We start from the raw sequence: 23,205 nt of genomic DNA on the forward strand, positions 1-23,205 counted from the left end.
ATGAATGCTTTTGCGGCCATGACACAAAAAATTATCATTTTTTGCTGATTCTCAGTGTGAAACTAATTAATTACAAAGTCTTGTAATTACTAAATATGACACTGTGTCAGTTTATTTCTGTTGGCATAATCATTGACTTGTACATTACGAATTTAAAACGAAAAATCAACAATTATAAAGTATCATATATCATGAGTAAAATTATTGGAATAGATTTAGGTACAACCAACTCCTGCGTTTCTGTAATGGAAGGAAACGACCCCGTTGTAATCCCAAATGCTGAAGGGAAGCGCACAACGCCATCTGTCATTGCATTTGTTGAAGGTGGTGAAATAAAAGTTGGTGACCCAGCAAAGAGACAAGCAGTGACAAACCCAAAGAAAACCGTTTATTCTATAAAACGTTTCATGGGTAATAAATATTCTGAATCTAAAAAGGAAGCGGAACGCGTACCTTATAAGGTAGTTAAAGGCGATAATGACACGCCACGAGTGGATATTGATGGTCGGTTGTATACACCCCAGGAATTATCAGCTATGATACTTCAAAAAATGAAGAAAACTGCCGAAGATTATTTGGGTCAGGATGTAACCAGAGCAGTGATCACTGTACCAGCCTATTTTAACGATTCTCAGCGCCAAGCGACTAAGGAAGCTGGAGAAATAGCTGGATTGAAAGTAGAGCGCATTATCAATGAGCCAACAGCAGCAGCTTTGGCTTATGGATTAGATAAAAGAGGTAAGGACCAAAAAATAGTAGTGTTCGACTTCGGTGGGGGCACACATGATGTCTCCATACTTGAATTGGGTGATGGTGTTTTTGAAGTTTTATCTACAGACGGTGACACCCATTTAGGAGGTGACGATGTCGATGAAAAAGTCATTAATTGGTTGGCAGATGAATTTAAGAAAGATGAGGATATGGATTTAAGACAAGATCCAATGTCCCTTCAGCGCTTAAAGGAAGCCGCTGAAAAAGCGAAGATTGAATTATCATCTTCAACCCAAACGGAAATCAATTTACCATATATAACAGCTACGGCCAGTGGACCAAAGCACTTAGTGCGTACGTTAACACGATCAAAATTCGAACAATTAATTGACGATTTGGTGAAGCGTACCATTGCACCTTGTGAATCTGCATTAAAAGCAGCAGGTTTAAGTAAAAGTGATATTGACGAAATTATTTTGGTAGGTGGTTCAACACGTATTCCCGCTGTTCAAACAGCAGTAGAGAAATTCTTTGGTAAGTCGCCAAGTAAAGGCGTTAATCCGGATGAAGTCGTATCTCTTGGCGCTGGCATTCAGGGTGGGGTATTAACGGGTGATGTTAAGGATGTATTATTATTAGACGTTACACCGTTGTCATTAGGTATTGAAACTATGGGTAACGTGTTTACCAAATTGATAGAGGCGAACACGACTATTCCTACTAAGAAATCACAGGTGTTCTCAACTGCGGCTGATAACCAGCCTTCGGTGGAAATTCATGTATTGCAAGGAGAACGTGCTATGGCAGCTGATAACAAGACTATAGGCCGTTTCCATTTAGATGGAATTCCTCCTGCCAGACGCGGTACACCTCAGATTGAAGTAACCTTCGATATTGATGCCAATGGTATTATTAAGGTGTCAGCCGAGGATAAAGCCACAGGTAAGAAACAGGATATTCGAATCGAAGCTTCTTCAGGATTGACAGAAGAGGAAATTAAAAAAATGAAGGCAGATGCTGAAGCCAATGCAGAAGCCGACAAACAGGCTGCTGAAAAAGCACAAAAGCTTAATGAAGCGGATTCTATGATTTTCCAAACAGAAAAACAGTTGGAAGAGTTCGGCGATAAATTATCTGAAGATAAGAAAAAACCAATCCAAGATGCCCTGGAAGAATTGAAAAAAGCTTACGAATCTAAAGATCTTGGGGTAATTGAACCCGCGCTGGAAAAAATAAATGAGGCCTGGAAACTGGCATCAGAAGAGATGTACAAAGCACAAGCCGAAGCACAACAGCAAGCTGGTGCCGATGGACAGTCGGGACCTGATGCAGGTCAACAAGATAGTAAGGCTGAAGGAAGCGACGTTGAGGACGTAGACTTCGAGGAAGTGAAATAGACGTTCCTGATTCCCTTCTATAGGGTGGACATCAAGAAAATTAAATATATTGTTGCTTTGAATGTAAAAAGTGGTCATAGAAAAACGCAACCAAACTGGTTGCGTTTTTTGTGTTTCATGGTTTATTTATTATAGAAAATCACCAGTTTCATCTAATTTTACTCTAATAACTTGATCGTTGTTAGTAAGTTTAACTTTGTATTGTTTTTTCACTTTTGCCCCTTTAGAGAAATAGGTCACATGATAAACATCTTTTTCAAAATTCCAGTTTGGATAGCGTGTACCAAGAGCTTCTCGTACCTTTTTAGGTAATTTGACATCTTTAAATCTTTCGATAGTTCTTAATATTTCACCATTTTTATCGTAAGCGGCTAAAATAGCTCCATTTGGGATATAAAAGGATACAGTATAAGTGTCGTATACGTCGTTATAAAGATCGGAACTTTTTAAATCGTACATAGCCACTTGTTCTTCTAATTTCTGAACAGTTAAATCGGTATCCTCTGTATCAACAGTGCTCAGATATTTATAGTTCACTGCCGTGATTTCCACAGCAGGTAATTGCTGGTTTTGTGCATAAATTGCTAGAGATAGACTAAAACCAATGAGACCAAAAATTAATTTTTTCATGATAACAAGTTTTTAGGGTTATTCATCTAAATGTATTTTTTAAATACAGTATACACAATGATAAATATCAGCGAAATTTAGTATATCCTAAATTAATTATTTAGTTTATTTGTGAACAAAACTTTTGCAATGCTGTTTTCAGAGAAAATAAAATATAAATACAACACAAAGCGGATTGCCGTAAAATTGAATTCCAAAGGAGAACAGTTTGTTTTAAAGGGCCATCCCTGGGTGTTTTCTAATAGTATCACCAAGATTAACGATGATGCCGGAACAGGGGACCTGGTTGTTATATTTAGCCAAAATAAAAATAAGGTTATTGGGCTGGGGTTGTATGATGCTCAATCTCCTATTCGGATTAAAATGCTACATTATGGATCCAATAATGAGGTTATTAACGAGTCATTTTTCAAAAGAAGAATAGAAGATGCTTACCAAAAGCGTTTACCTCTATTAAAAACAAACACCAACAGTTATCGTTTTCTGTTTGGTGAAAATGATGGTTTTCCCGGACTAATAGCTGATGTATATGCCCAAGTTTTGGTTGTTAAATTATATTCGGAGATTTGGTTGACTTATTTAGAAATGATTTTGCAAAATTTAAAACGATTATCTAAAACTCAATGCATTGTAATTCGGTTAAGTAGAAAATTACAACATTCAAAAGCTAATAAATTCGTCGATGGTGAAGTGGTTTATGGTACTTTAGAGCATGAAGATGTAGAATTTGTAGAACATGGGGTAAAATTCTCTGCCAATGTGATACAGGGACATAAAACGGGTTATTTTTTGGATCACCGTGCCAATAGAAAGCAAGTTGGGGAATGGAGTAAAGGAAAAACCGTTTTAGATGTTTTCTGCTATACAGGAGGGTTTTCGGTTCATGCCCTGATTAATGGTGCAACAGAAGTTACGAGTTTAGATATTAGTAAGCAAGCCTTAAAGGCAGCCCAATGCAATGCTGCTTTAAATTCATATTCCGGAGAACATAAAATTATTGATGGAGATGCCTTTCAAGAATTAAATAACCTTATAAAAGTAGGGAAGACCTTTGATGTTGTTGTGATAGATCCGCCCAGTTTTGCGAAACAACATACCGAAATAGAATTAGCCAAAAAGAAATATGCACAATTAGCCCAATTAGGTGAAAAGTTAACTGCAAAGTCCGGATTGCTCGTTTTGGCATCATGTTCATCCCGAGTTTTGGCACAAACCTTTTTTGATATCAACAAACAGGTATTGAGTTCTACAAGCAGAACATTTGAGCTGATTGCTAAAACAGAACATGATATCGACCACCCCATAGGATTCCCTGAAGGAGCCTATTTAAAGTGTGCATATTACAGGTTTAAGGACTGATATTTTTTATTATGCATGCATAATATTTGTATATTTGAAGCAATTAATACGTTACATGATGTCTGTACAACTTACCGATATTCTTCATATTAAATATCCAATAATTCAAGCACCAATGTTCCTTGTTTCCAATGTTGTCATGGTAAAAGAAGCTATGAATAGTGGTATTGCAGGCTGTATTCCAGCTCTAAACTACAGGACATTGGATGAACTCCAAAATGCGATAAGAGCATTGCATGAGGCCAAGGTCGAAGGAGGCGCTTTTGGGTTTAATTTAATTGTCAACAAATCAAATGTCAAGTATAAAGCCCAATTAGAGGTATTGTGTCATGAAGGTTGCGATTTTATCATAACCTCCCTAGGTAGCCCGGAAGAAACCATCAATCAGGCCCATAAAGTAGGGATTAAGGTGTTTTGTGATGTGGTCGATTTAAACTATGCCCAAAAGGTTGAACGGCTTGGTGCCGATGCTATTATTGCTGTAAACAACAAAGCCGGGGGCCATAGGGGTGGGATGTCCCCTGAGAACCTGATTAAGATGCTAGTCGCTCATTGTAATATTCCTATTATTTCTGCTGGAGGTGTAGGGTGCAAGGCGGATATGGATAAAATGCTAAATTATGGAGCAGCAGGGGTTTCGGTGGGTAGTCCATTTATAGCTTCCGAAGAGGCCAATGTTACCGAAGCCTACAAGAAGGCTTGCGTAGATTATGGAGCCAATGATATTGTAATGACCGAGCGTATCTCCGGAACCCCTTGTACCGTGATCAATACACCTTATGTCCAGAAAATAGGAACAAAGGCAACTTGGATTGAGAAGCTATTAAACAAAAATAAATCCTTGAAAAAATGGGTAAAATTAATTCGGTTTGCCATAGGCATGAATGCAACCAAAAATGCCGCCACTAAAGCAACTTATAAAACCGTGTGGGTAGCTGGACCCAGTATAGAACATACCCATGCCATCCTTCCAGTAAAGGAAATTGTAAAAAAATTGATTTCTTAACTTTAATTTTAATCTTTATTGTACACATGAATATAACCAGTATACAAGAGCTTCGGGAATTATACGGATTTCCGAGTGGACGAGCGAAGCTTAAAGTATTGCATTCATTGGAGAAGCACAGTATTAATTTTGTCGAACAAGCACCCTTCTTAGTTTTATCAACGTATAACCGTCAAGGAAACTTAGATGCCTCTCCCAGAGGTGGGCGTCCGGGATTTGTAAAAATTCTCAATAGGAATCAATTACTTATTCCTGATGCCAGGGGTAATAATAGATTGGACAGTTTGACCAATATAATTGAAACCAAAGCCATTGGGCTTTTATTTTTTATCCCTGGAGTGGATGAAACCTTAAGAGTTAATGGTAAAGCACAAATTTCCATTCTTAAAAACCATTTAGCTCTTTTTTCAGATGAAAAAAATAAACCTAAATGTTGCATTGTAGTCACCATTGAGGAAGTATTTCTGCATTGTGCTAAAGCGTTTATGCGATCTCAATTATGGGATCCCACATCCAAAATTAAAAGGGATACTTTTCCTACTATGGGAAAAATGCTTAATGATCAAATTGGAATGGACATTAAGCCGGAGCGTCATGAGGATATGATAAAGCGATACAAAAAAGATTTATAATTACCCTATCCATTCCATCAAATGTATTTTTCATTTTTTTTAAGAACGCCCTTAGTATCTTGTGACGTAACTTAGTGGTTAATTTATGTCTTTCGACGTATTTTTTTTACCTTTCATCTTTTTGTTTAATAAAAACTTGTAAAAATTAAACAAAAATATTATGTTTAACGAATAATTTAAAATCTTAAACAAAAAGTAATGAAAACAGAGACAACAAAACCAAAACGCCCCAATCTCAATTTCAAATTACCCCTCTTTTTATTTTCCTTAATCCTACTGACATTCTCATGTAGCAATGAAGATGCTGAAATGTTAGATACTCAGGCTTTAGAACCAAACATTGTAGAGATATTAGAATCCTACAATAGAACTGCATCGAATGCCAAAATTAGTGATGATAAGTATTCGGATTCAGAACCGACCTTCGAGATTCTGAGTGTGGCCTTAGCGAAAACAAAATTGGCCAGTACGGTTTCTAAAAACAGATTAACTGTTTTTGCACCGACGGATAAGGCTTTCGAGGCCATTGGATTAAACAAAAAAAATATAGCAGAGGTTCCCGGTATTGTAGATATTCTCTTATATCATGTTGTAGGACAACCGGTTTACAGTTCGGACTTAGTTTCCGGTCCTGTGCCAACCGTTCAGGGAACAGATGTTATTGTGAATGTTGATGGAGATCAGGTGTTAATTAACAACTCCATAGTGACTACCGCTGATATTAAGGCTAGAAACGGTGTTATTCATATACTGGATAGTGTATTAATGTTACCGTCTATGAATCTTGTAGAATTGGCCATCAGTCAGAATCCGGAATTTTCTATTCTGGTTGAGGCCGTTACCAAGGCTGGCCTTGGAGAAACACTAGCCGGTGGAGGACCATTTACCGTATTTGCTCCTACAAATCAAGCGTTTGTGGATTTATTGGAAGCCACACCATTTACCAGTCTCGACGACATTCCCATGGATTTATTAACCCAAATTTTGTTATACCATGTAGTGGACGGCTATGTATTTAGCAATCAATTGTCGAATGGTTTCGTGCCAACTTTAAATGGTGCGGCTGTGCAGGTTAATTTAGACATGGCACCTATGGTGTATATCAATGACTCCAATGTGATTATGGCTAATGTGCAGGCTACTAATGGAGTGGTTCATGCCATCAATAAAGTACTCATGCCACCAACCCTTAATTTAGTTGAGTTAGCGTCTAGCTTCGATCCAGAATTTTCTCTACTTCTGGAGGCGGCTACAACAGCTGGTTTAGCCGGGGTATTAAGTGGTGAAGGTCCTTATGAACAACTTACCGTTTTCGCGCCAACCAATGCAGCTTTTCTAGAATTTTTAGGTTTGAGCGATGTAGATGAAGCCAAAACGGTGATAAGCGGTATTGATGTGGGAACATTAACCAATATATTACTCTATCACGTGGTCGAAGGACGCGTTTATTCCAGCGATTTATCAACGGGACCTGTTTCAACATTAAATGGTGATTTTGATTTGGATTTGGGATCATTAACGATTGATGGTAGTGCAATGTTAGTTCCAAGTTTATTAAATGTTCAAGCTACAAATGGAGTGGTTCATGTCATTGATGAAGTTTTAGTGCCTTAAAATCTGAATAGAAAAAGAAAAAGAAAAATAAAAATTTGATTAGTTAGTGGGTTAGTTTAGGGTATGGCTTTATTTAAAGCCATGCCCTTTTTTTGTTATGAAAGTTTAAATCTTATCGATTTCTATTCCGAATATATTTGGTTTTCTTGTTCATTTACCCGGATAAATGTAGTGCGCTTGGTAAGCTCTTTTAAGCGTGCAGCTCCTACATAAGTACAGGTACTGCGTAAGCCTCCAAGAATATCCTGAATGGTTGGTTCAACTTCTCCTTTATAAGGCACTTCCACAGTTTTTCCCTCACTTGCTCTGTAATCGGCAACACCTCCAATATGTTTGGTCATCGCGGTAGAGGAGCTCATACCATAAAATTTACGAAAGGATTTTCCATTTCGTTCAATGATTTCACCACCGCTTTCATTATGTCCGGCCAACATTCCCCCCAGCATAACAAAATCGGCTCCGGCACCAAAGGCCTTTGCAATATCTCCGGGTGACGAACAACCGCCATCACTTATAATTTGTCCACCTAATCCATGTGCTGCATCAGAGCATTCAATGATAGCCGAAAGCTGTGGGTATCCCACACCTGTTTTAACTCTGGTCGTACAAACCGATCCAGGACCAATGCCAACTTTTACAATATCCGCCCCAGATAGCAACAGTTCTTCAACCATTTCACCAGTAACTACATTCCCGGCGATAATTACTTTATTCGGATAGTTTTCTCTTGTGCGTTTAACGAAATCAGCAAAATATTCGGAGTAGCCATTTGCCACATCAATACATATAAATTGTAATGATGGCATATGTTGAAGGATGCCCTTTAACTTTTCGGAATCCGACCTGCTTATTCCGGTGCTCACAGCGATATAATTATAATACGCCTTCGGGATGTTGGATGTAAAGGTATTCCATTCTTCAACGCCATAGTGTTTATGAACAGTCGTAAATAATTTTTTCTCAGCCAAAGCTGCTGCCATATCGAAGGTGCCCACCGTATCCATATTGGCTGCCATAATAGGTATACCTTTCCAGACTAGTGGACTGTGTAGAAATTTGAATTCGCGTTCCAGAGTTACTTGCGATCTGCTTTTTAAAGTAGAACGTTTTGGACGAATCATGACATCTTTAAAACCTAACTTGATATCGTATTCAATACGCATAGAAATAAATTATATAGTAATAAATTTAGTTTTTTACGCTGAAAGAAGAAAATAATTTACAATTATTCGGAAAAGAAATCAGAATCAGTTGATGGCAATCATACTAATTTCAACATGAACGTCTTTAGGTAATCGCGCGACCTGAACTGTTTCTCGAGCGGGTGCGACAGCATGGTCAAAATAACTACCATAAACGTCATTAATAATTAAAAAATCATCCATATTACTTATAAAAATGGTAGCTTTGATGACATGCGCAAAAGTCATGTCCGCAGCTTTGAGTACCGCTTTTAAATTCTTCATCACCTGGTGGGTTTCTGATTTTATATCGTCTAAAATTAAATTTCCGCTTTTTGGATCGAGTGCTATTTGTCCGGATGTGTATAGGGTATTGTCAACCAAAATAGCCTGATTGTATGGTCCTATTGGTGCAGGTGCTAACGGTGTAGTTATTATTTTTTTCATTTTAATGAGGTATCTATAATTGTTGATCTGGTTGTCTACGTTTTTCGTATTTTAAATCTTTTAGTATACTGGACTTTATACCAATAAAGAAATTCCAGGAACTTCGGGCACTAAATGGCACCCAGCTGAAACTCATACGCCAACTTAACAAATCACGTTCAAACCTAAATTGGGTATAGGTAAATCCTTGATTTTTTAAATCATAACCAGACGACACTCCAACTGACCATTTTGGAGAAAGTTCAACATCGCCTGAAAACATGAGTGAATGGGATGAAATTTCATTTTGACGCCTACTATTATTGTAGTTTACAGCATAGGCCAACCGCAGGTTCCAGGGAATTTTGTAGTTAAATAATTCACTAGGCTTTTCTTCCTCCTCATTGTCTTCTTCAGAGGCATTTATTTGTTGGTTGGCAAAATCCAAATTTTTTGGTAAGACGTCCTCAGGCCTGTTACTTGCCTCTGGACCTTGGTCTTTTTTATTGTCTTTATTGGATAATGAATAACTCATGGTTAAATTGGCACTGGTCAACCTAAACAGACTACCACCATTGTTAATATTGAACTTATCAATTCTGTTATTATTATTATCCAAGGCATAGGGATCGAGAGTCGCACCAAAATTTACACTCATTTTGTTATTAAAAAGTTGGGTGCCTCCGCTCATTCTAACGGGACTCCACTGAAGCGAATCTCCAGCGAAATTGTAAGATGTGGAAAAATTAAGATTATTAAGGAGTACTATTTTTTTGGGCTCGGTAGCCGTGCTGTCTTTGTCCCTAACCTTAGCTTCTAAGTTATTAGAAACGGAAATACCCATGGAGCTGGAAAAATTCTTGCCTGGCACCCCAAAAAGCCCACCTTCAAATCGTGAAAATTCGACTTCACTTTCTGTTTGTCCATCCGCATTAATAACTTCAACCGTCTCATAATATTTATCGAATGCAGGATTAATATTATAACTTACCGAGGGGCGCATAACATGCCTAATAGCTTTAATCGCGCGATCTTCACCTTCTTTCTCAAAATTAAACATACCATAAATGGTGGTTCCTAAACTCGTACTAAAGTTATACGTTCTGAATGAGTCAAACCCTTTGATATCTTCAGTAACAATTTTTTCTTCCTCTGGGTCGTAATATTTATTAATAGTATTAAAGGTCCAAACCTCATTATAGTTAGTACTGGCACTAACACTAAAATATTTGAATATCTTAAAATTTGTGGCTAAAGGTATCGCGTGTTGGAAACCTGTCCTGGCATCATCAAACATTTCCTTTTTGAAGAACAATGAATCTGTTGTTTGAATCCTGTTTTCTCCCCTAACACTATATTGCAGGTTAATGTTTTGAATTATTCCTTTTTTTGAGCCCGTTTTTGGGGCTAAAGGATATATACGTCCAACACTGCCCTGAAAGGTAGGTAAAGTCATGTTTATTTGCTCGGTATTGGTATTTTGGGAATGTGTTGCTGTTACGCTAAAGTTAACCTGAGGTTCTCCTTGGAAGGTTTTGGAATAGGACACGGAAGAAGCTAAAGTGTTATTTAAAAAATTCCCGGTATTAATCTGATTAAGGGAGTTCCTGTAATACGTACTACTTCCCAGATTCACGGAGGCGGAAAATCGAGAACTTGGATTAGCTTTTGAATCCTGACTGTGCGACCATCTTAAATTATAAATGGTGTTTCTTGCATAATCTGGAAACCCACGTTCACTGGTAATTAAATTTTCGTATCGGAAACTTAAATTCCCTCTAAATTTATAACGTACCGCATAGGTGTTTTCTGCTCGGAAACCATAACTACCGTTCGTGTAATAATCGCCATATATCGCAAGATCAAAATAATCGCTAATGGCAAAATAATACCCCCCATTTTGTAAAAAATACCCCCGGTCATTTTGCTCACCGAAGCTAGGAATAATGATGCCTGAGGTTTGCTTTTCTGATTGGGGAAAGAATCCAAAAGGTAAACCAATTGGCGTTGGAACATCATAAATAAACAAATTGGCAAGACCGGTTACAATCTTTTTTTTCGGTACAACCTTAGCTTTTCTTAATTTAATATAATATTCAGGGTCTTCTAAATCCTGAGCTGTTGTGTATTTGGCATCTTTTATAAAATATACGGAGTCGTTAACGCGCTTCGTTACATTGGCTATAACTGTTCCTTCACCTTGTTCGGTAATGGAATGGTAAATAAGGGCTTTTTCCGATTTGGTATTAAATAAGATGGAATCGGGTTCAACTATGTTGCCCCCTTGTGTGAATACAGGTGCCTGTGTGTAGCCTTCAATACTATCGGTAATGCCTTTTGCGTAAACTTCATCTTTGCTCAGATCTATGGTAATACTGCCAGCCTTGATATTCATATCCCCATAGTCTATTTCCGCCTGGTTATATAAGAATAATTTTTGCTTTTTTTTGTTAAAAGAGGCATAATCGGTAGCTGTATATTTTACAATAGCAGTTAAAATCTCATTTTTAGGCTTTACAGAATCCACGACCATAGAGTCCTGTTCCTTCCTGTTTATGCCATGGTTATCAAGAATACTATCCGTTCTGATAGTGATACTTTTGGGGATGGTATCCTTTTTATTATTGACTATTTCTTTTTTAACAGGGAACTCTTGAGCGTAGCAAAGCATGTTGATAAACATGGTAAAACTTAAGGCAAAAAGTATTTTAAAGTTGTTTGTATGCAACGCGTTTAATGTATTTTTGTAAAAGTATGGCTCGGTTTTTGAATTGCCAAAATTACATATATTTTTCTGTGAATTACTTGATATTCATTTAAAAATTTTAATTATAATAGACATGGATTTAAAGTCGTTAAACGATTTCTTGGCATCGATTTTATTTAAAATCAGATGTCATTTTTAATACGACTGACTTATTTAAATAAAGCATACACATGAAAACGATAGAGTGGCGACATTTCGTATTTTTTGTAATTGCATTGACATTTTTTTCTTTTATAAGTGCTAATGCCCGATCACAAGACCATAAATTTGTAGTGGTTTTGGATGCTGGACATGGTGGCAATGACCCTGGTAATATTGGTAACGGTTTTAAGGAAAAGGACATTGCTTTAAAGATTGTTTTAATGGTAGGTAAAGAATTAGAAAAAAACCCAAATATAGAAGTCATCTATACACGAGAAAAAGATGTGTTTGTGGACTTGTTTGTAAGAGGAAAAATAGCGAATAAGGCTAATGCTGACCTCTTTGTTTCGGTGCATTGCAATGCACACGGCTCCAGTGCCCATGGTACGGAAACCTTTGTTTTAGGTACCCACCGAAATCAAACGAATTTTGAAGTGGCAAAAAAGGAAAATTCAGTAATCTTTTTAGAGGATGACTACGAAAAAAATTATCAAGGATTTGATCCCAATTCACCCGAATCTGTTATGAGTATTTTGTTGAGTCAAGAGGAATATTTGGACCAAAGTATATTATTAGCCAGTTTAATAGAGAAAAATTTTTCCGGAGGACTTAATCGCAAAAGCAGAGGGGTCAAACAAGCAGGCTTTATCGTGTTGCATCAAACCGTAATGCCCAGTGTTTTAATTGAAACAGGTTTTCTAACCTATAAAAGTGAAGGGACCTACTTGAATTCAAGAAAAGGACAATCAGAAATGTCGCAGGCCATAGTTTCGGCAGTTTTGGAATATAAAAATAGTTTAAATTCAAATATAGATTATTCATTAGAAGATTTCGGTGATGAGGTTACAATGAGCGATAATCCAAATGATGTTGTCTTCAAAGTTCAAATAGCGGCAAGTTCCAAGTCTATAGATACCGAACCGTATAATTTTAAGGGATTAAATGGGATATCTATGTACAAGGAAGGAAATCTATATAAATATTTTTATGGACAAACCTCTAGCTATGAAGCCACTAAAACGATGATCCAGGAAGCAAAAAGTAAGGGCTTTAGCTCTAGCTTCGTGGTCCCCTTTAAAGCGGGTAAAAAGATTACTTTATCGGAGGCTTTAAAAACTACAGCTAATTAGATTCATTCTTTTTAAATTTATCTTAAATTTGTTTTTCTAAAAAAGATAAATTATTTTGAAACTATCTAAAGAAATTAAAACGGCCTTACTTGTAATTTCTGGAATCTTCCTTCTTATTTACGGATTTAATTATTTAAAAGGCGAGAGTATTTTTTCCAATGAAGCCATTTATTATACTGAGTTTGATTACAATGCGTTGAGCACGTCTTCATCTGTAACCATTAAGGGTAATGCTGTGGGTAAGGTTAGCGATATTGTGTATGATTTTAAAACGGGTAAGACCAAGGTGTATTTTACGGTCGATCCTGAGTTAAAGTTTTCTAAGAATAGTAAAATGCGATTGTATGAAACTGGTTTAATGGGGGGTAATGCGCTTGCCATTATAAAAGCGAACGATTCCGAATTGGCTAAAAATGGAGATTTTATTGAATCTGAAATTCAACCCGGGCTCATATCCAGTTTAAAGAGTAATTTTTCTGGTCTTAGTTCTAATTTGGACAGCACCTTACGATCTGCAGATACTTTGCTAATAAGTTTGAATACCTTAATAACCGACGATTCTAAAAATGGAATAAAAGCGACTATATCTGAATTGAATACTACCTTAAAAGCTGTGAAAGACTTGGCCGTATCAGCCCAAACTATGGTGGATAATAATGATAATAAATTGACCAAGGTTATTGATAATTTTAATACAACCAGTGAAAATTTAGCGACATTAACCGATGACATCAAGCAAGTTGAGCTTAGTAAAACAGTTGATAATTTAGATGCAACCCTTTTAACTTTTAACACCATTTTGGGTGAAATGGAAAAAGGGAAGGGTTCCATTGGAAAACTTCTCAAAGATGAAACACTATATGATAACCTTGAAGGGGCAACAAAGGAATTGGAAGAACTTTTAAGGGATATCAAATTACATCCCAAACGGTATTTTAGAATTTTATCTAAAAAGGAAATTCCTTATACAGGAAATGAGCAGTCTAATTAAGTTGTAATGGAATATTTGCCCAATATATGTTTTGCAATAGCCCTGGTTATTGGTATTGGTTATTTTGCTAAAAATGTAAAAAAGCTTATCCGAAACATAAATCTGGGTAGGGAGGTTGACCTTAGTGATCACAAAGGACAGCGATGGAGAAATATGGCATTAATAGCTCTTGGACAAAGTAAAATGGTTAGGCGTCCGGTGGCAGGAATACTTCATATTATTGTTTATCTGGGTTTTATCATTATAAATATTGAAATCTTAGAAATAATTATCGATGGGCTTTTTGGTACCCATCGAATAGCATTGAAAATACTCCCTAGATCTATATATGGGTTTTTAATTGGGTTTTTTGAAGTTCTCGCAATTTTAGTATTTGTGGCCGTTATTGTATTTTGGATAAGACGAAATATGATTAAATTACAACGGTTTTGGAAAAGTGAAATGACAAGTTGGCCAAAAAATGATGCTAATTACATCCTGTATTTTGAAATGGTGCTCATGACTCTTTTCTTAATTATGAATGCTACCGACATTCAATTTCAAGAATTAGGTTCTGGAAATAGTATAAGTCAATTTGTTGCCATGGGGTTTTCAAATTTATCTGATGGAACTTTGCATATTATTGAAAGGTCAGCTTGGTGGTTGCATATATTGGGGATTTTTGGATTCTTAAATTATTTATATTTTTCAAAACATTTGCATATATTATTGGCCTTCCCTAATGTATTTTACGCTAAGTTAACGCCTAAGGGACAGTTTAATAATTTAGAAGCCGTAACCAGAGAAGTGAAATTAATGATGGACCCCAATGTGGATCCTTTTGCTGCTCCAATTCCTGATTCTGAAGCGGATATACCGGCCAAATTTGGAGCTAGTGATGTTCAAGATTTAAGCTGGGTGCAATTGCTCAATGCATATACCTGTACAGAATGCGGGCGCTGTACCGGTGAGTGCCCTGCCAATCAAACGGGTAAAAAACTGTCACCAAGAAAAATAATGATGGATACTAGAGATCGTCTGGAAGAGGTGGGAAAAAACATAGATTCCCACAAAGGTGAATTTAAAGATGATGGAAAGCAGTTGCTGGATGATTACATCACACGTGAAGAGCTCTGGGCATGCACGACATGTAATGCCTGTGTAGAAGCTTGTCCCGTCGGGATCGATCCATTATCTATAATTGTAGACATGCGTCGTTATTTGGTTATGGAACAGAGCGCAGCTCCTGTTGAGCTCAACAACATGATGACCAATATCGAAAATAATGGTGCACCATGGCCGTATAATCAAATGGATAGATTGAATTGGAAGAACGAATAAATACATAACATGAGTGATGGATTAAAAGTACCGACAATGGCAGATTATGTGGCTCAAGGCAAACAACCAGAGGTGTTGTTTTGGGTTGGATGTGCAGGAAGTTTTGACGATAGGGCTAAAAAAATAACAAAAGCCTTGGTCAAGTTATTAGATAAGGCTAAAGTTGAGTTTGCTGTACTTGGCACTGAGGAGAGTTGCACTGGAGATCCTGCCAAACGGGCTGGAAATGAATTTTTGTTCCAGATGCAGGCCGTAACAAATATAGAATTACTTAATGCTTATAAAATCAAAACCATAGTAACGGCGTGTCCACATTGCTTTAATACCATAAAAAATGAGTACCCCGAATTGGGTGGTCGTTATCACGTAATGCATCACACGCAATTTTTAAAAACACTGCTGGATGAAGGACGTTTAACCATTGAAGGTGGGATATACAAGGGCAGACGAATAACTTTTCATGATCCTTGTTACTTAGGTCGTGCTAATAGCGTTTATGAAGCACCGCGTAACCTAATAGAAAAATTAGAAGCGGAATTGGTTGAAATGAAAAGCTGTAAACGAAATGGCTTATGCTGTGGGGCAGGAGGGGCACAAATGTTTAAGGAAGCAGAAAAGGGTAACAAAGAGGTTAACATAGAGCGTACGGAACAAGCATTAGACACTAAGTCTGAAATTATTGCAACGGGTTGTCCGTTTTGTAATACTATGATGACGGATGGTGTCAAAGCTAAAGAGAAAGAGAAGATTCATGTTATGGACCTTGCAGAACTTATTGCCAACGCACAAGATTTGTAGTATGAGGCTCCAAGCGTTAATTCTAGATATTTGTAAGATTATATTATGTTAGTAGATTTTTATTCATTACCAGAAGAATCAAGAGTTTGGATTTACCAGGCCAATCGATCATTTACCGATGATGAGCTTCGCGAAATCCAACAGAAACTGGATATTTTTATTGAAAACTGGACCGCACATGGGAGTAATTTAAATGCGGGTTATGTTATTAAATATAAAAGATTTATAGTAATTGGATTAAATCAAAATTTAAATAAGGCAACGGGATGTTCCATTGATGCATCGGTGCATTTTATACAGGAATTGGAGAAAGATTATCATGTAGATTTATTAGATAAAATGAATGTTTCCTTCAAACAAGGTGACTATATTGCTTATAAATCGCTTTTAGACTTTAAACAAATGGCAAAAGATAAAGCGATTTCAAAACAAACCGTAGTATTCAATAATTTAGTGAACACTATTGCAGAATTCAATGACCATTGGGAAGTTCCGGCCGGTGAGAGTTGGCATAAAAGGTTTTTGAAGTCATAGAAAAGGTCATTCAGATCCTAAGTTATGCTTAAGAGACCATAAAAACCTCTGCCTGAAAATATAAATACAAATAGGAAAACTAACATTAAAAATACTTTCATAATTTAATTAGAATACCCACTTTTACAGCTTGTAAAAAGCAAAGACTACATTATGGCTAATGAAATTTTTTTATTAAATATATCTGGTCAAGATAAACCTGGTCTCACTTCCAGTTTAACGGGTGTATTGGCGGCCTATGATGCTAAAATATTGGATATAGGGCAGGCCAATATTCACGAAACCCTATCCTTAGGCATATTGTTTAAAATCGAATCAGGAAAAAAATCAGCAGCTGTCCTGAAGGACTTGCTATTTAAGGCCTATGAGCTTGGTATAAAGGCTAAATTTACGCCAATCTCTTTGAATGATTATGAACATTGGGTAAGCCTTCAGGGTAAGAATCGCTATATTGTTACCATTTTGGGCGAAAAATTGGCAGCAGAACAAATTTCAGAAGTGACAAAAATAATTTCCGAAAAGAATTTAAATATCGATTCCATAAAGCGTCTTACAGGTCGGTTATCATTGGTAAGGGAAGAGGAATATCCACGAGCGTCTATTCAATTGTCCATTCGCGGTCAAATTGATGATAAGGCCGAGTTTACTGAAAAGTTTATGCAAATTTCACATGATTTAGATGTTGACATTGCTTTTCAAGAAGATAATATCTTTAGGAGAAACAGGCGTTTAGTTTGTTTTGACATGGATTCGACACTAATACAAACCGAAGTTATTGACGAATTGGCGGAACTTGCAGGGGTTGGAGATGAGGTTAAAGCTATTACAGAAGCCGCAATGCAGGGTGAAATTGATTTTAATGAAAGTTTTATACGGCGTATGAAACTTTTAAAAGGCTTGAGTGAAGAGGTTCTGCACAATGTAGCGGTTAATCTTCCAATAACAAAAGGCGCTAGAAGACTTATTGATACTCTAAAAAGTTATGGCTTTAAAACAGCCATTTTATCAGGGGGTTTTACGTATTTTGGACATTACTTACAAAAGGAGTTTGGGATTGACTATGTTTATGCCAATCAGTTTGAAATTAAAGATGGGGTTTTAACGGGTAACCATCTCGGGGATATTGTAAATGGAGACAAAAAGGCGGAATACCTCAAAGAAATTGCTAAAAAGGAGGGGATAGACATTAGCCAGACCATAGCTGTTGGTGACGGGGCCAACGATTTGCCAATGCTTAATTTGGCTGGCTTGGGAATAGCATTTCATGCCAAGCCCAAAGTAAAAAATAATGCCCAGAGTTCCATATCCAGTATAGGATTGGATGGAGTGCTGTACTTATTAGGGTATCACGATCGTCATATTGATTTAATTGATTAGTTTTTAATTTTAATTAGAAGGAAATGCGGCTGCAATTTACAAGTTTTTTATGCAGTTAAAATAATCTTACAGTTTTAGCGCTATCCCATCTGGAAATTTGGTTTAAAAAGTATGGATTTATCCTATCATAACTATATTAGGAATACCGGTTTGAGTGCCTCAATAATTTCCACAAAGTTTAAGTTTGTAATGGATTGATTTTGTTTATAACCTTATTATAAATCTATCTTAAAGTCTTTTTATCTTCTTTGAAAAGTATTAATTTGGCAGGATTATTGTCTGGTTTCTACGGTGACAGTAAACTTTAAATATTGCTTTTTTATGCGCCACATCTATTTTGTTATCTTCTCTCTTTTCATCTCGTTATCCGCATTTTCTCAAGCCGCGAATAATCCTTTGGCAGCATCGAATGTGGAAGCACAGCACAAATGGGTAGATAGTGTATATCATTCGTTAACTTTAAAGGAAAAGATTGGACAGTTATACATGATTATGATTTTTTCCGATCAGGATGAGAAGACGAAGCAAGCCAATACCGAATTAGTTAGGAATTATAAATTAGGGGGTGTAATTTATTCATTGGGAGGACCGGTTAAGCAAGCGAAACTCAACAACGAATTACAGGCCATTTCCAAAGTTCCGTTGTTGATTGGTATGGATGCCGAATGGGGGTTAGGTATGCGTTTAGACTCCACCTATTCATTTCCATGGAATATGACCTTAGGAGCTATAAAGGACAATGCCCTTATAGAACGAACAGGTCAGTATATAGGAGAGCATTGCAAACGGTTAGGGGTGCATTTTAATTTTGCCCCTGTGGTCGATATCAATACCAATTCCAATAACCCAATAATAGGAAATCGGTCGTTTGGGGAAAGTCGTGACAATGTTACCGATAAGGCCATGGCTTTCATGAAAGGTATGCAAGGCGCTGGAGTTTTGGCCAATGCAAAACATTTTCCTGGTCATGGCGATACAGATCAGGATTCACACAAGACGCTGCCATCGGTAAGTTTTGATGAGAAACGTATAGATTCCATTGAGCTATACCCTTATAAAACACTTATTAAAGCCGGTTTATCGAGTGTTATGGTAGCCCATTTAAATGTTCCCAGTTTAGAATCCCGTTTGGGTTACCCTTCATCCTTGTCAAGGCATATCGTTACAGATATTTTAAAGAAACGCCTTGGTTTTAATGGTCTTATATTCACTGATGCCTTAAACATGAGAGGTGTTGCAGATTTAGCACTGCCTGATGTGGACGGAAATACTTCAAATGAATTTACAACTCGTGGAGCTATAGATTTAGAGGCTTTTAAGGCCGGTAACGATGTATTGCTTATTTCCGAAGATGTCCCCGAAGGGATTGCAAGAATTGAGCAGGCCTACAACAGTGGTGAAATATCAGAAGAGCGTTTATCACACTCCGTAAAAAAAGTACTTCAAGCAAAATATAAAGTTGGTCTTAATAATTACGAACCTATAGGTCTGCATAATTTAAAAGAAGATTTAAATAGACTAAAAGACGATCTCCTTTATGAAGAACTCATAGAAAATGCACTGACCATTGTAAAAAATGAGCAGAATGTGTTACCATTCCAAAACCTGGAAACCAAATCTTTTGCTTATGTAGGAATAGGTGATGACTCTGGTTCAGCGTTTTTTAATGAACTTAAAAAATACACGAAGATTCATAAAATCGAATCAGATGACTTCAAGACCTTAACCAATAAATTACAGGCCTATAATACCGTGATTATAGGATTTCATCGTTCTAACGAAAATCCTTGGAAACCCTATAAATTCAGTGAAGAGGAATTGGATTGGATAACCCAAATATCAAAATCCCATACGGTGATTTTGGATATTTTTGTTAAACCATATGCCCTCATTGACCTTAATGATGTTACAGATATTGAAGCCGTAGTGGTAAGTTATCAAAACAGTATAATCGCGCAGAAAAAGTCGGCGCAATTATTATTTGGTGCGATCCCCTCAAAAGGGATCTTACCAGTTTCAGCAGGTGATTATTTTAAAGTTGGCGATGGGGTTTTCAATAATGCTATTGAACGCTTGCGTTATGGTTTACCGGAACGTGTAGGAATGAATTCGGAGCGTTTAAATAAGATAGATTCTGTAGCGCAAATGGCGATAAAGGAAAAAATGACCCCGGGTATTCAACTTTTGATAGCTCGAAAAGGAATGGTGGTCTATAACAAGAATTTTGGAAAGCATACCTATAAAGGACGGGAAACCGTCAGCTCTGATGACATCTATGACGTGGCATCGCTGACTAAAATTTTAGCCACTTTACCACTTTTAATGGAATTAGTTGATCAAGGTATTGTCACATTGGATACTAAATTACCGGAAATTTTGCCAGAGTATAAGGACTCCAATAAGGCTAACATTACCATAAAAAGTATGTTGTCCCATTATGCCCGATTACGCCCCTGGGAACCATTTTATTACAAGACGCTGGATTCCGTAACTAAAAAACCCAGTGCAAAATACTATAGGAGGGAAAGGAGTAAAGCATTTGACTTGGAAGTCGCCAAGAACCTTTTTTTGAGAACTGATTATGAGGATTCGATTCAAGAAATAATAAAAGATTCGGAGTTGCTTAGCAGGCTTCGATATCGCTATAGTGATTTTCCGTATTATATGCTTAAGAAATTTATTGAGTATCATTACGACAGAAGATTAGATGAATTGGTTCAAAATCATTTTTATGATCCTTTGGGAGCTAATTATACCATGTATAATCCCTATCATAAAATGAGTGATAAAAAAATTGTACCCACTGAAGTTGATGACTATTACAGATATCAGGAAATACATGGTTATGTTCACGATATGGGAGCAGCAATGCAAAATGGTGTTGGAGGGCACGCCGGTATATTTAGTAATGCTAATGATGTGGCAAAAATAATGCAGTTATATTTGCAAAAAGGGTTTTATGGTGGCAAACGTTATATAAAACCTGAGACCATTGATATGTTTAATACATGCTATTACTGTAATAAAGATAACAGAAGAGGTGTAGGTTTTGACAAACCTCAACTCGAAGAGGAAGGACCTACTTGTGGATGTATATCGATGACGAGTTTTGGACATTCCGGTTTTACGGGCACTTATGCATGGGCCGATCCAGAGGAAGAAATTGTGTATGTGTTTTTGGCTAACAGAACTTATCCTAAAGCCGAAAATAATGTATTGCTAAGAGAAAATATCAGAACCATAATACAGCGTCTTATTTATGAGGCTATAGACAATTAAAAAAGTACCAAGAGTAAAAGCTTGACGCACATAAAAATTTATTGCATATATACTTCAGGCTCTTGTATGTTGAAATATTCATAACTTGTAATATGAAAATAGGAATCGTTTGCTATCCGACTTTTGGAGGAAGTGGAGTAGTAGCCACAGAGTTAGGTCTAGAATTATCTAAACGTGGACATGAAATACATTTTATTACGTATAACCAGCCGGTTCGGTTGGAATTATTGAGCAATAATGTGCACTATCATGAAGTCACCGTACCGGATTACCCATTGTTTCACTACCAACCCTATGAGCTCGCCTTATCCAGTAAGTTGGTAGATATGGTAAAACTTCACAACATTGAAATTTTACATGTTCATTATGCCATTCCCCATGCTTATGCCGCTTACATGGCTAAAAAAATGCTCCAAGAAGAAGACATCTATGTGCCTATTGTAACGACTTTGCATGGTACGGATATTACTTTGGTTGGCAGTCATCCATTTTATAAATCTGCGGTAACCTTCAGTATTAATAAATCAGATGCCGTGACTGCGGTTTCTAAAAGTTTGAAGGAAGACACCTTGCGATTATTTGATATAAAAAATGAAATTCATGTCGTACCAAATTTTATAGATTTAGATAAGCATAATTATAAATTTACGGACTGTCAACGTTCCATGTTGGCTAATGATGACGAAAAAATTATTACGCACATTAGTAATTTAAGACCAGTAAAAAGGGTACAGGATGTGATATCCGTATTTTACAATATTCAGAAAGAAATGCCTGCGAAATTAATGCTCATTGGTGAAGGACCGGAACGGGAAAGGATAGAATATAACTGTCAGAAGTTAGGTATATTGGATAAAGTGATTTTTTTTGGCAGGAGCAATGAAATTAATAAAATTCTCTATTTTAGTGATCTGTTTTTACTAACTTCAGAAACTGAAAGTTTTGGACTGGCGGCACTGGAGGCTATGGCGTCCAGTGTGCCCATAATTTCAAGTAATACGGGTGGAATACCTGAGGTCAATGTTCAAGGTGTTTCAGGATTTTTGAGCAATGTAGGGGATATCGAAGACATGACCAGTAAAGCGTTACATATTTTAAGCGATGCCCAGCGTTTAAAAACATTTAAAGAAAATGCAAGAAAAGAGTCCTTAAAATTTGATTTACACGCTATAGTGCCTCAATATGAAGCCATTTATGAAGATACACTAGCAAAATGTATGGTATTGTAGTTTTATAAGAGGATAAATAAAAAAAAGCATTCCATTATGGAATGCTTTTTTTTGTATTCATATCTAGAACTGATATCGAATTCCAAGGGCAATATCGAAATCTAAGTCATCATTAAAATCTCCAAATCCAATTTCGGGTCTAAAATCTAATGAGAGAAGTAATGGTATTTCAAAATTATACTCAATGCCAATATCTCCTGCAGCAAAGAAAAAGGTTTCGCTGTCACTAACAGTGCCACCACCAGGTATGCTATAATTGCCATCATACGAAGCCAATCCACCACCAGCACCCACATACCAGTTAAAGGTACCATCAAGAGGAAATACCCATTGATATAAACCAGCCAACTTAAAACCATCAAAATTATTACCATTTCGCCATCCTAAATCAAATTCCAAACGGTTATTATCCCCTAAGGCACGTTGGTATGACACTTCGGCACCAAAGCCATCACTATCACCAAGTCTTAAACCAAGGGCATTGTCGGCTATGGCTTGAGCGTTAGAGGTAAATGCAAATCCAATAAGAGCTATTGTTACTAAAAATACTTTTTTCATAAAATTTAAAATTTTTGTTTCGTTGTTAATATACGTTCAAAGGTTAAAAATAGTTTATTTTTAACATTGAGGTACTTTTACAAAAATAACGCCAAAAATGTAATTATCTTTAGCAACACGTTAAA

Annotated in this window: 18 protein-coding genes; 13 read left to right on the forward strand and 5 right to left on the reverse strand. The window is 36.7% G+C overall.

The features are described 5' to 3' along the window. Positions 1 to 191 precede the first annotated feature (191 nt). Positions 192 to 2,108: a molecular chaperone DnaK gene (dnaK, locus tag MR054_RS13395; RefSeq protein ID WP_242086903.1), complete on the forward strand. Its 1,917-nt coding sequence runs from the start codon at positions 192 to 194 to the stop codon at positions 2,106 to 2,108. A 129-nt stretch (positions 2,109 to 2,237) separates the two neighbouring features. Here the strand turns inward: dnaK and MR054_RS13400 are convergent, their stop codons facing one another. Continuing rightward, positions 2,238 to 2,738, reverse strand: coding sequence for a nicotinate-nucleotide adenylyltransferase (locus MR054_RS13400; protein ID WP_242086906.1), 501 nt, complete (start codon positions 2,736 to 2,738; stop codon positions 2,238 to 2,240). Positions 2,739 to 2,867: 129 nt separating this feature from the next. On the opposite strand from MR054_RS13400, the gene MR054_RS13405 reads away from it, so the two are divergent. The 4 genes from MR054_RS13405 to MR054_RS13420 all read left to right on the forward strand — a co-directional run bounded on the left by MR054_RS13405 (position 2,868) and on the right by MR054_RS13420 (position 7,349). Further along, positions 2,868 to 4,097, forward strand: a complete 1,230-nt coding sequence (locus MR054_RS13405; RefSeq protein ID WP_242158384.1) for a class I SAM-dependent rRNA methyltransferase — start codon at positions 2,868 to 2,870, stop codon at positions 4,095 to 4,097. A 55-nt stretch (positions 4,098 to 4,152) separates the two neighbouring features. Continuing rightward, complete coding sequence (locus MR054_RS13410; RefSeq protein WP_420868348.1) at positions 4,153 to 5,103, forward strand: NAD(P)H-dependent flavin oxidoreductase; 951 nt, start codon at positions 4,153 to 4,155, stop codon at positions 5,101 to 5,103. A 26-nt stretch (positions 5,104 to 5,129) separates the two neighbouring features. After that, positions 5,130 to 5,735 (forward strand): MSMEG_1061 family FMN-dependent PPOX-type flavoprotein, encoded by a 606-nt coding sequence (locus MR054_RS13415; RefSeq protein WP_242158338.1) that lies wholly within the window; start codon positions 5,130 to 5,132, stop codon positions 5,733 to 5,735. Positions 5,736 to 5,933: 198 nt separating this feature from the next. Then, entirely contained in the window at positions 5,934 to 7,349 is a 1,416-nt protein-coding gene (locus MR054_RS13420; RefSeq protein ID WP_242158339.1) for a fasciclin domain-containing protein, read from the forward strand. 122 nt (positions 7,350 to 7,471) lie between these two features. Here MR054_RS13420 and MR054_RS13425 read toward each other — a convergent pair whose 3' ends face one another. From MR054_RS13425 to MR054_RS13435, 3 genes are all read right to left on the reverse strand, one after another. Next, entirely contained in the window at positions 7,472 to 8,512 is a 1,041-nt protein-coding gene (locus MR054_RS13425; protein ID WP_242086914.1) for a GMP reductase, read from the reverse strand. An 84-nt stretch (positions 8,513 to 8,596) separates the two neighbouring features. Continuing rightward, complete coding sequence (locus MR054_RS13430; protein ID WP_242086916.1) at positions 8,597 to 8,977, reverse strand: RidA family protein; 381 nt, start codon at positions 8,975 to 8,977, stop codon at positions 8,597 to 8,599. 13 nt (positions 8,978 to 8,990) lie between these two features. Next, on the reverse strand, positions 8,991 to 11,627 hold the full coding sequence (locus tag MR054_RS13435) for a putative LPS assembly protein LptD (RefSeq protein WP_242158386.1): 2,637 nt from the start codon (positions 11,625 to 11,627) through the stop codon (positions 8,991 to 8,993). A 266-nt stretch (positions 11,628 to 11,893) separates the two neighbouring features. On the opposite strand from MR054_RS13435, the gene MR054_RS13440 reads away from it, so the two are divergent. The 8 genes from MR054_RS13440 (at position 11,894) to bshA (ending at position 22,522) form a co-directional block, all read left to right on the forward strand. Then, complete coding sequence (locus MR054_RS13440; RefSeq protein WP_242158340.1) at positions 11,894 to 12,994, forward strand: N-acetylmuramoyl-L-alanine amidase family protein; 1,101 nt, start codon at positions 11,894 to 11,896, stop codon at positions 12,992 to 12,994. Between the two features lie 55 nt (positions 12,995 to 13,049). Further along, on the forward strand, positions 13,050 to 13,985 hold the full coding sequence (locus tag MR054_RS13445) for an MlaD family protein (protein ID WP_242158341.1): 936 nt from the start codon (positions 13,050 to 13,052) through the stop codon (positions 13,983 to 13,985). 6 nt (positions 13,986 to 13,991) lie between these two features. Continuing rightward, entirely contained in the window at positions 13,992 to 15,305 is a 1,314-nt protein-coding gene (locus MR054_RS13450; RefSeq protein ID WP_242158342.1) for a 4Fe-4S dicluster domain-containing protein, read from the forward strand. A 9-nt stretch (positions 15,306 to 15,314) separates the two neighbouring features. Next, positions 15,315 to 16,103 carry a (Fe-S)-binding protein gene (locus tag MR054_RS13455; protein WP_242158343.1) on the forward strand — a complete coding sequence of 263 codons (789 nt, stop codon included), beginning with the start codon at positions 15,315 to 15,317 and terminating at the stop codon, positions 16,101 to 16,103. A gap of 45 nt (positions 16,104 to 16,148) precedes the next feature. Beyond that, the gene (locus MR054_RS13460) at positions 16,149 to 16,637 is read left to right on the forward strand and encodes an ABC transporter ATPase (protein ID WP_242158344.1); all 489 of its coding nucleotides are present in this window, start codon (positions 16,149 to 16,151) and stop codon (positions 16,635 to 16,637) included. A 153-nt stretch (positions 16,638 to 16,790) separates the two neighbouring features. Then, positions 16,791 to 18,014 (forward strand): phosphoserine phosphatase SerB, encoded by a 1,224-nt coding sequence (gene serB, locus MR054_RS13465; protein ID WP_242158345.1) that lies wholly within the window; start codon positions 16,791 to 16,793, stop codon positions 18,012 to 18,014. A 321-nt stretch (positions 18,015 to 18,335) separates the two neighbouring features. Further along, positions 18,336 to 21,293: a serine hydrolase domain-containing protein gene (locus MR054_RS13470; RefSeq protein WP_242158346.1), complete on the forward strand. Its 2,958-nt coding sequence runs from the start codon at positions 18,336 to 18,338 to the stop codon at positions 21,291 to 21,293. Positions 21,294 to 21,385: 92 nt separating this feature from the next. Further along, positions 21,386 to 22,522 (forward strand): N-acetyl-alpha-D-glucosaminyl L-malate synthase BshA, encoded by a 1,137-nt coding sequence (bshA, locus tag MR054_RS13475; RefSeq protein ID WP_242086932.1) that lies wholly within the window; start codon positions 21,386 to 21,388, stop codon positions 22,520 to 22,522. Between the two features lie 63 nt (positions 22,523 to 22,585). On the opposite strand, the gene MR054_RS13480 is transcribed toward bshA, so the two are convergent. Then, the gene (locus tag MR054_RS13480) at positions 22,586 to 23,080 is read right to left on the reverse strand and encodes a hypothetical protein (RefSeq protein ID WP_242086934.1); all 495 of its coding nucleotides are present in this window, start codon (positions 23,078 to 23,080) and stop codon (positions 22,586 to 22,588) included. Positions 23,081 to 23,205: the final 125 nt, after the last annotated feature.

The sequence above is a fragment of the Aestuariivivens sediminis genome, assembly GCF_022662105.1.
Classification (GTDB): domain Bacteria; phylum Bacteroidota; class Bacteroidia; order Flavobacteriales; family Flavobacteriaceae; genus Aestuariivivens; species Aestuariivivens sediminis.

Coding starts and splice junctions, on each gene's coding strand:
- MR054_RS13480 (WP_242086934.1), bottom strand. CDS start 23,080: ATGAAAAAAGTATTTTTAGTAACAATAGCTCTTATTGGATTTGCATTT.
- MR054_RS13460 (WP_242158344.1), top strand. CDS start 16,149: ATGTTAGTAGATTTTTATTCATTACCAGAAGAATCAAGAGTTTGGATT.
- MR054_RS13470 (WP_242158346.1), top strand. CDS start 18,336: ATGCGCCACATCTATTTTGTTATCTTCTCTCTTTTCATCTCGTTATCC.
- MR054_RS13430 (WP_242086916.1), bottom strand. CDS start 8,977: ATGAAAAAAATAATAACTACACCGTTAGCACCTGCACCAATAGGACCA.
- MR054_RS13455 (WP_242158343.1), top strand. CDS start 15,315: ATGAGTGATGGATTAAAAGTACCGACAATGGCAGATTATGTGGCTCAA.
- MR054_RS13410 (WP_420868348.1), top strand. CDS start 4,153: ATGATGTCTGTACAACTTACCGATATTCTTCATATTAAATATCCAATA.
- MR054_RS13435 (WP_242158386.1), bottom strand. CDS start 11,627: ATGCTTTGCTACGCTCAAGAGTTCCCTGTTAAAAAAGAAATAGTCAAT.
- MR054_RS13415 (WP_242158338.1), top strand. CDS start 5,130: ATGAATATAACCAGTATACAAGAGCTTCGGGAATTATACGGATTTCCG.
- bshA (WP_242086932.1), top strand. CDS start 21,386: ATGAAAATAGGAATCGTTTGCTATCCGACTTTTGGAGGAAGTGGAGTA.
- MR054_RS13420 (WP_242158339.1), top strand. CDS start 5,934: ATGAAAACAGAGACAACAAAACCAAAACGCCCCAATCTCAATTTCAAA.
- MR054_RS13400 (WP_242086906.1), bottom strand. CDS start 2,738: ATGAAAAAATTAATTTTTGGTCTCATTGGTTTTAGTCTATCTCTAGCA.
- MR054_RS13425 (WP_242086914.1), bottom strand. CDS start 8,512: ATGCGTATTGAATACGATATCAAGTTAGGTTTTAAAGATGTCATGATT.
- MR054_RS13440 (WP_242158340.1), top strand. CDS start 11,894: ATGAAAACGATAGAGTGGCGACATTTCGTATTTTTTGTAATTGCATTG.
- MR054_RS13405 (WP_242158384.1), top strand. CDS start 2,868: ATGCTGTTTTCAGAGAAAATAAAATATAAATACAACACAAAGCGGATT.
- serB (WP_242158345.1), top strand. CDS start 16,791: ATGGCTAATGAAATTTTTTTATTAAATATATCTGGTCAAGATAAACCT.
- MR054_RS13450 (WP_242158342.1), top strand. CDS start 13,992: ATGGAATATTTGCCCAATATATGTTTTGCAATAGCCCTGGTTATTGGT.
- dnaK (WP_242086903.1), top strand. CDS start 192: ATGAGTAAAATTATTGGAATAGATTTAGGTACAACCAACTCCTGCGTT.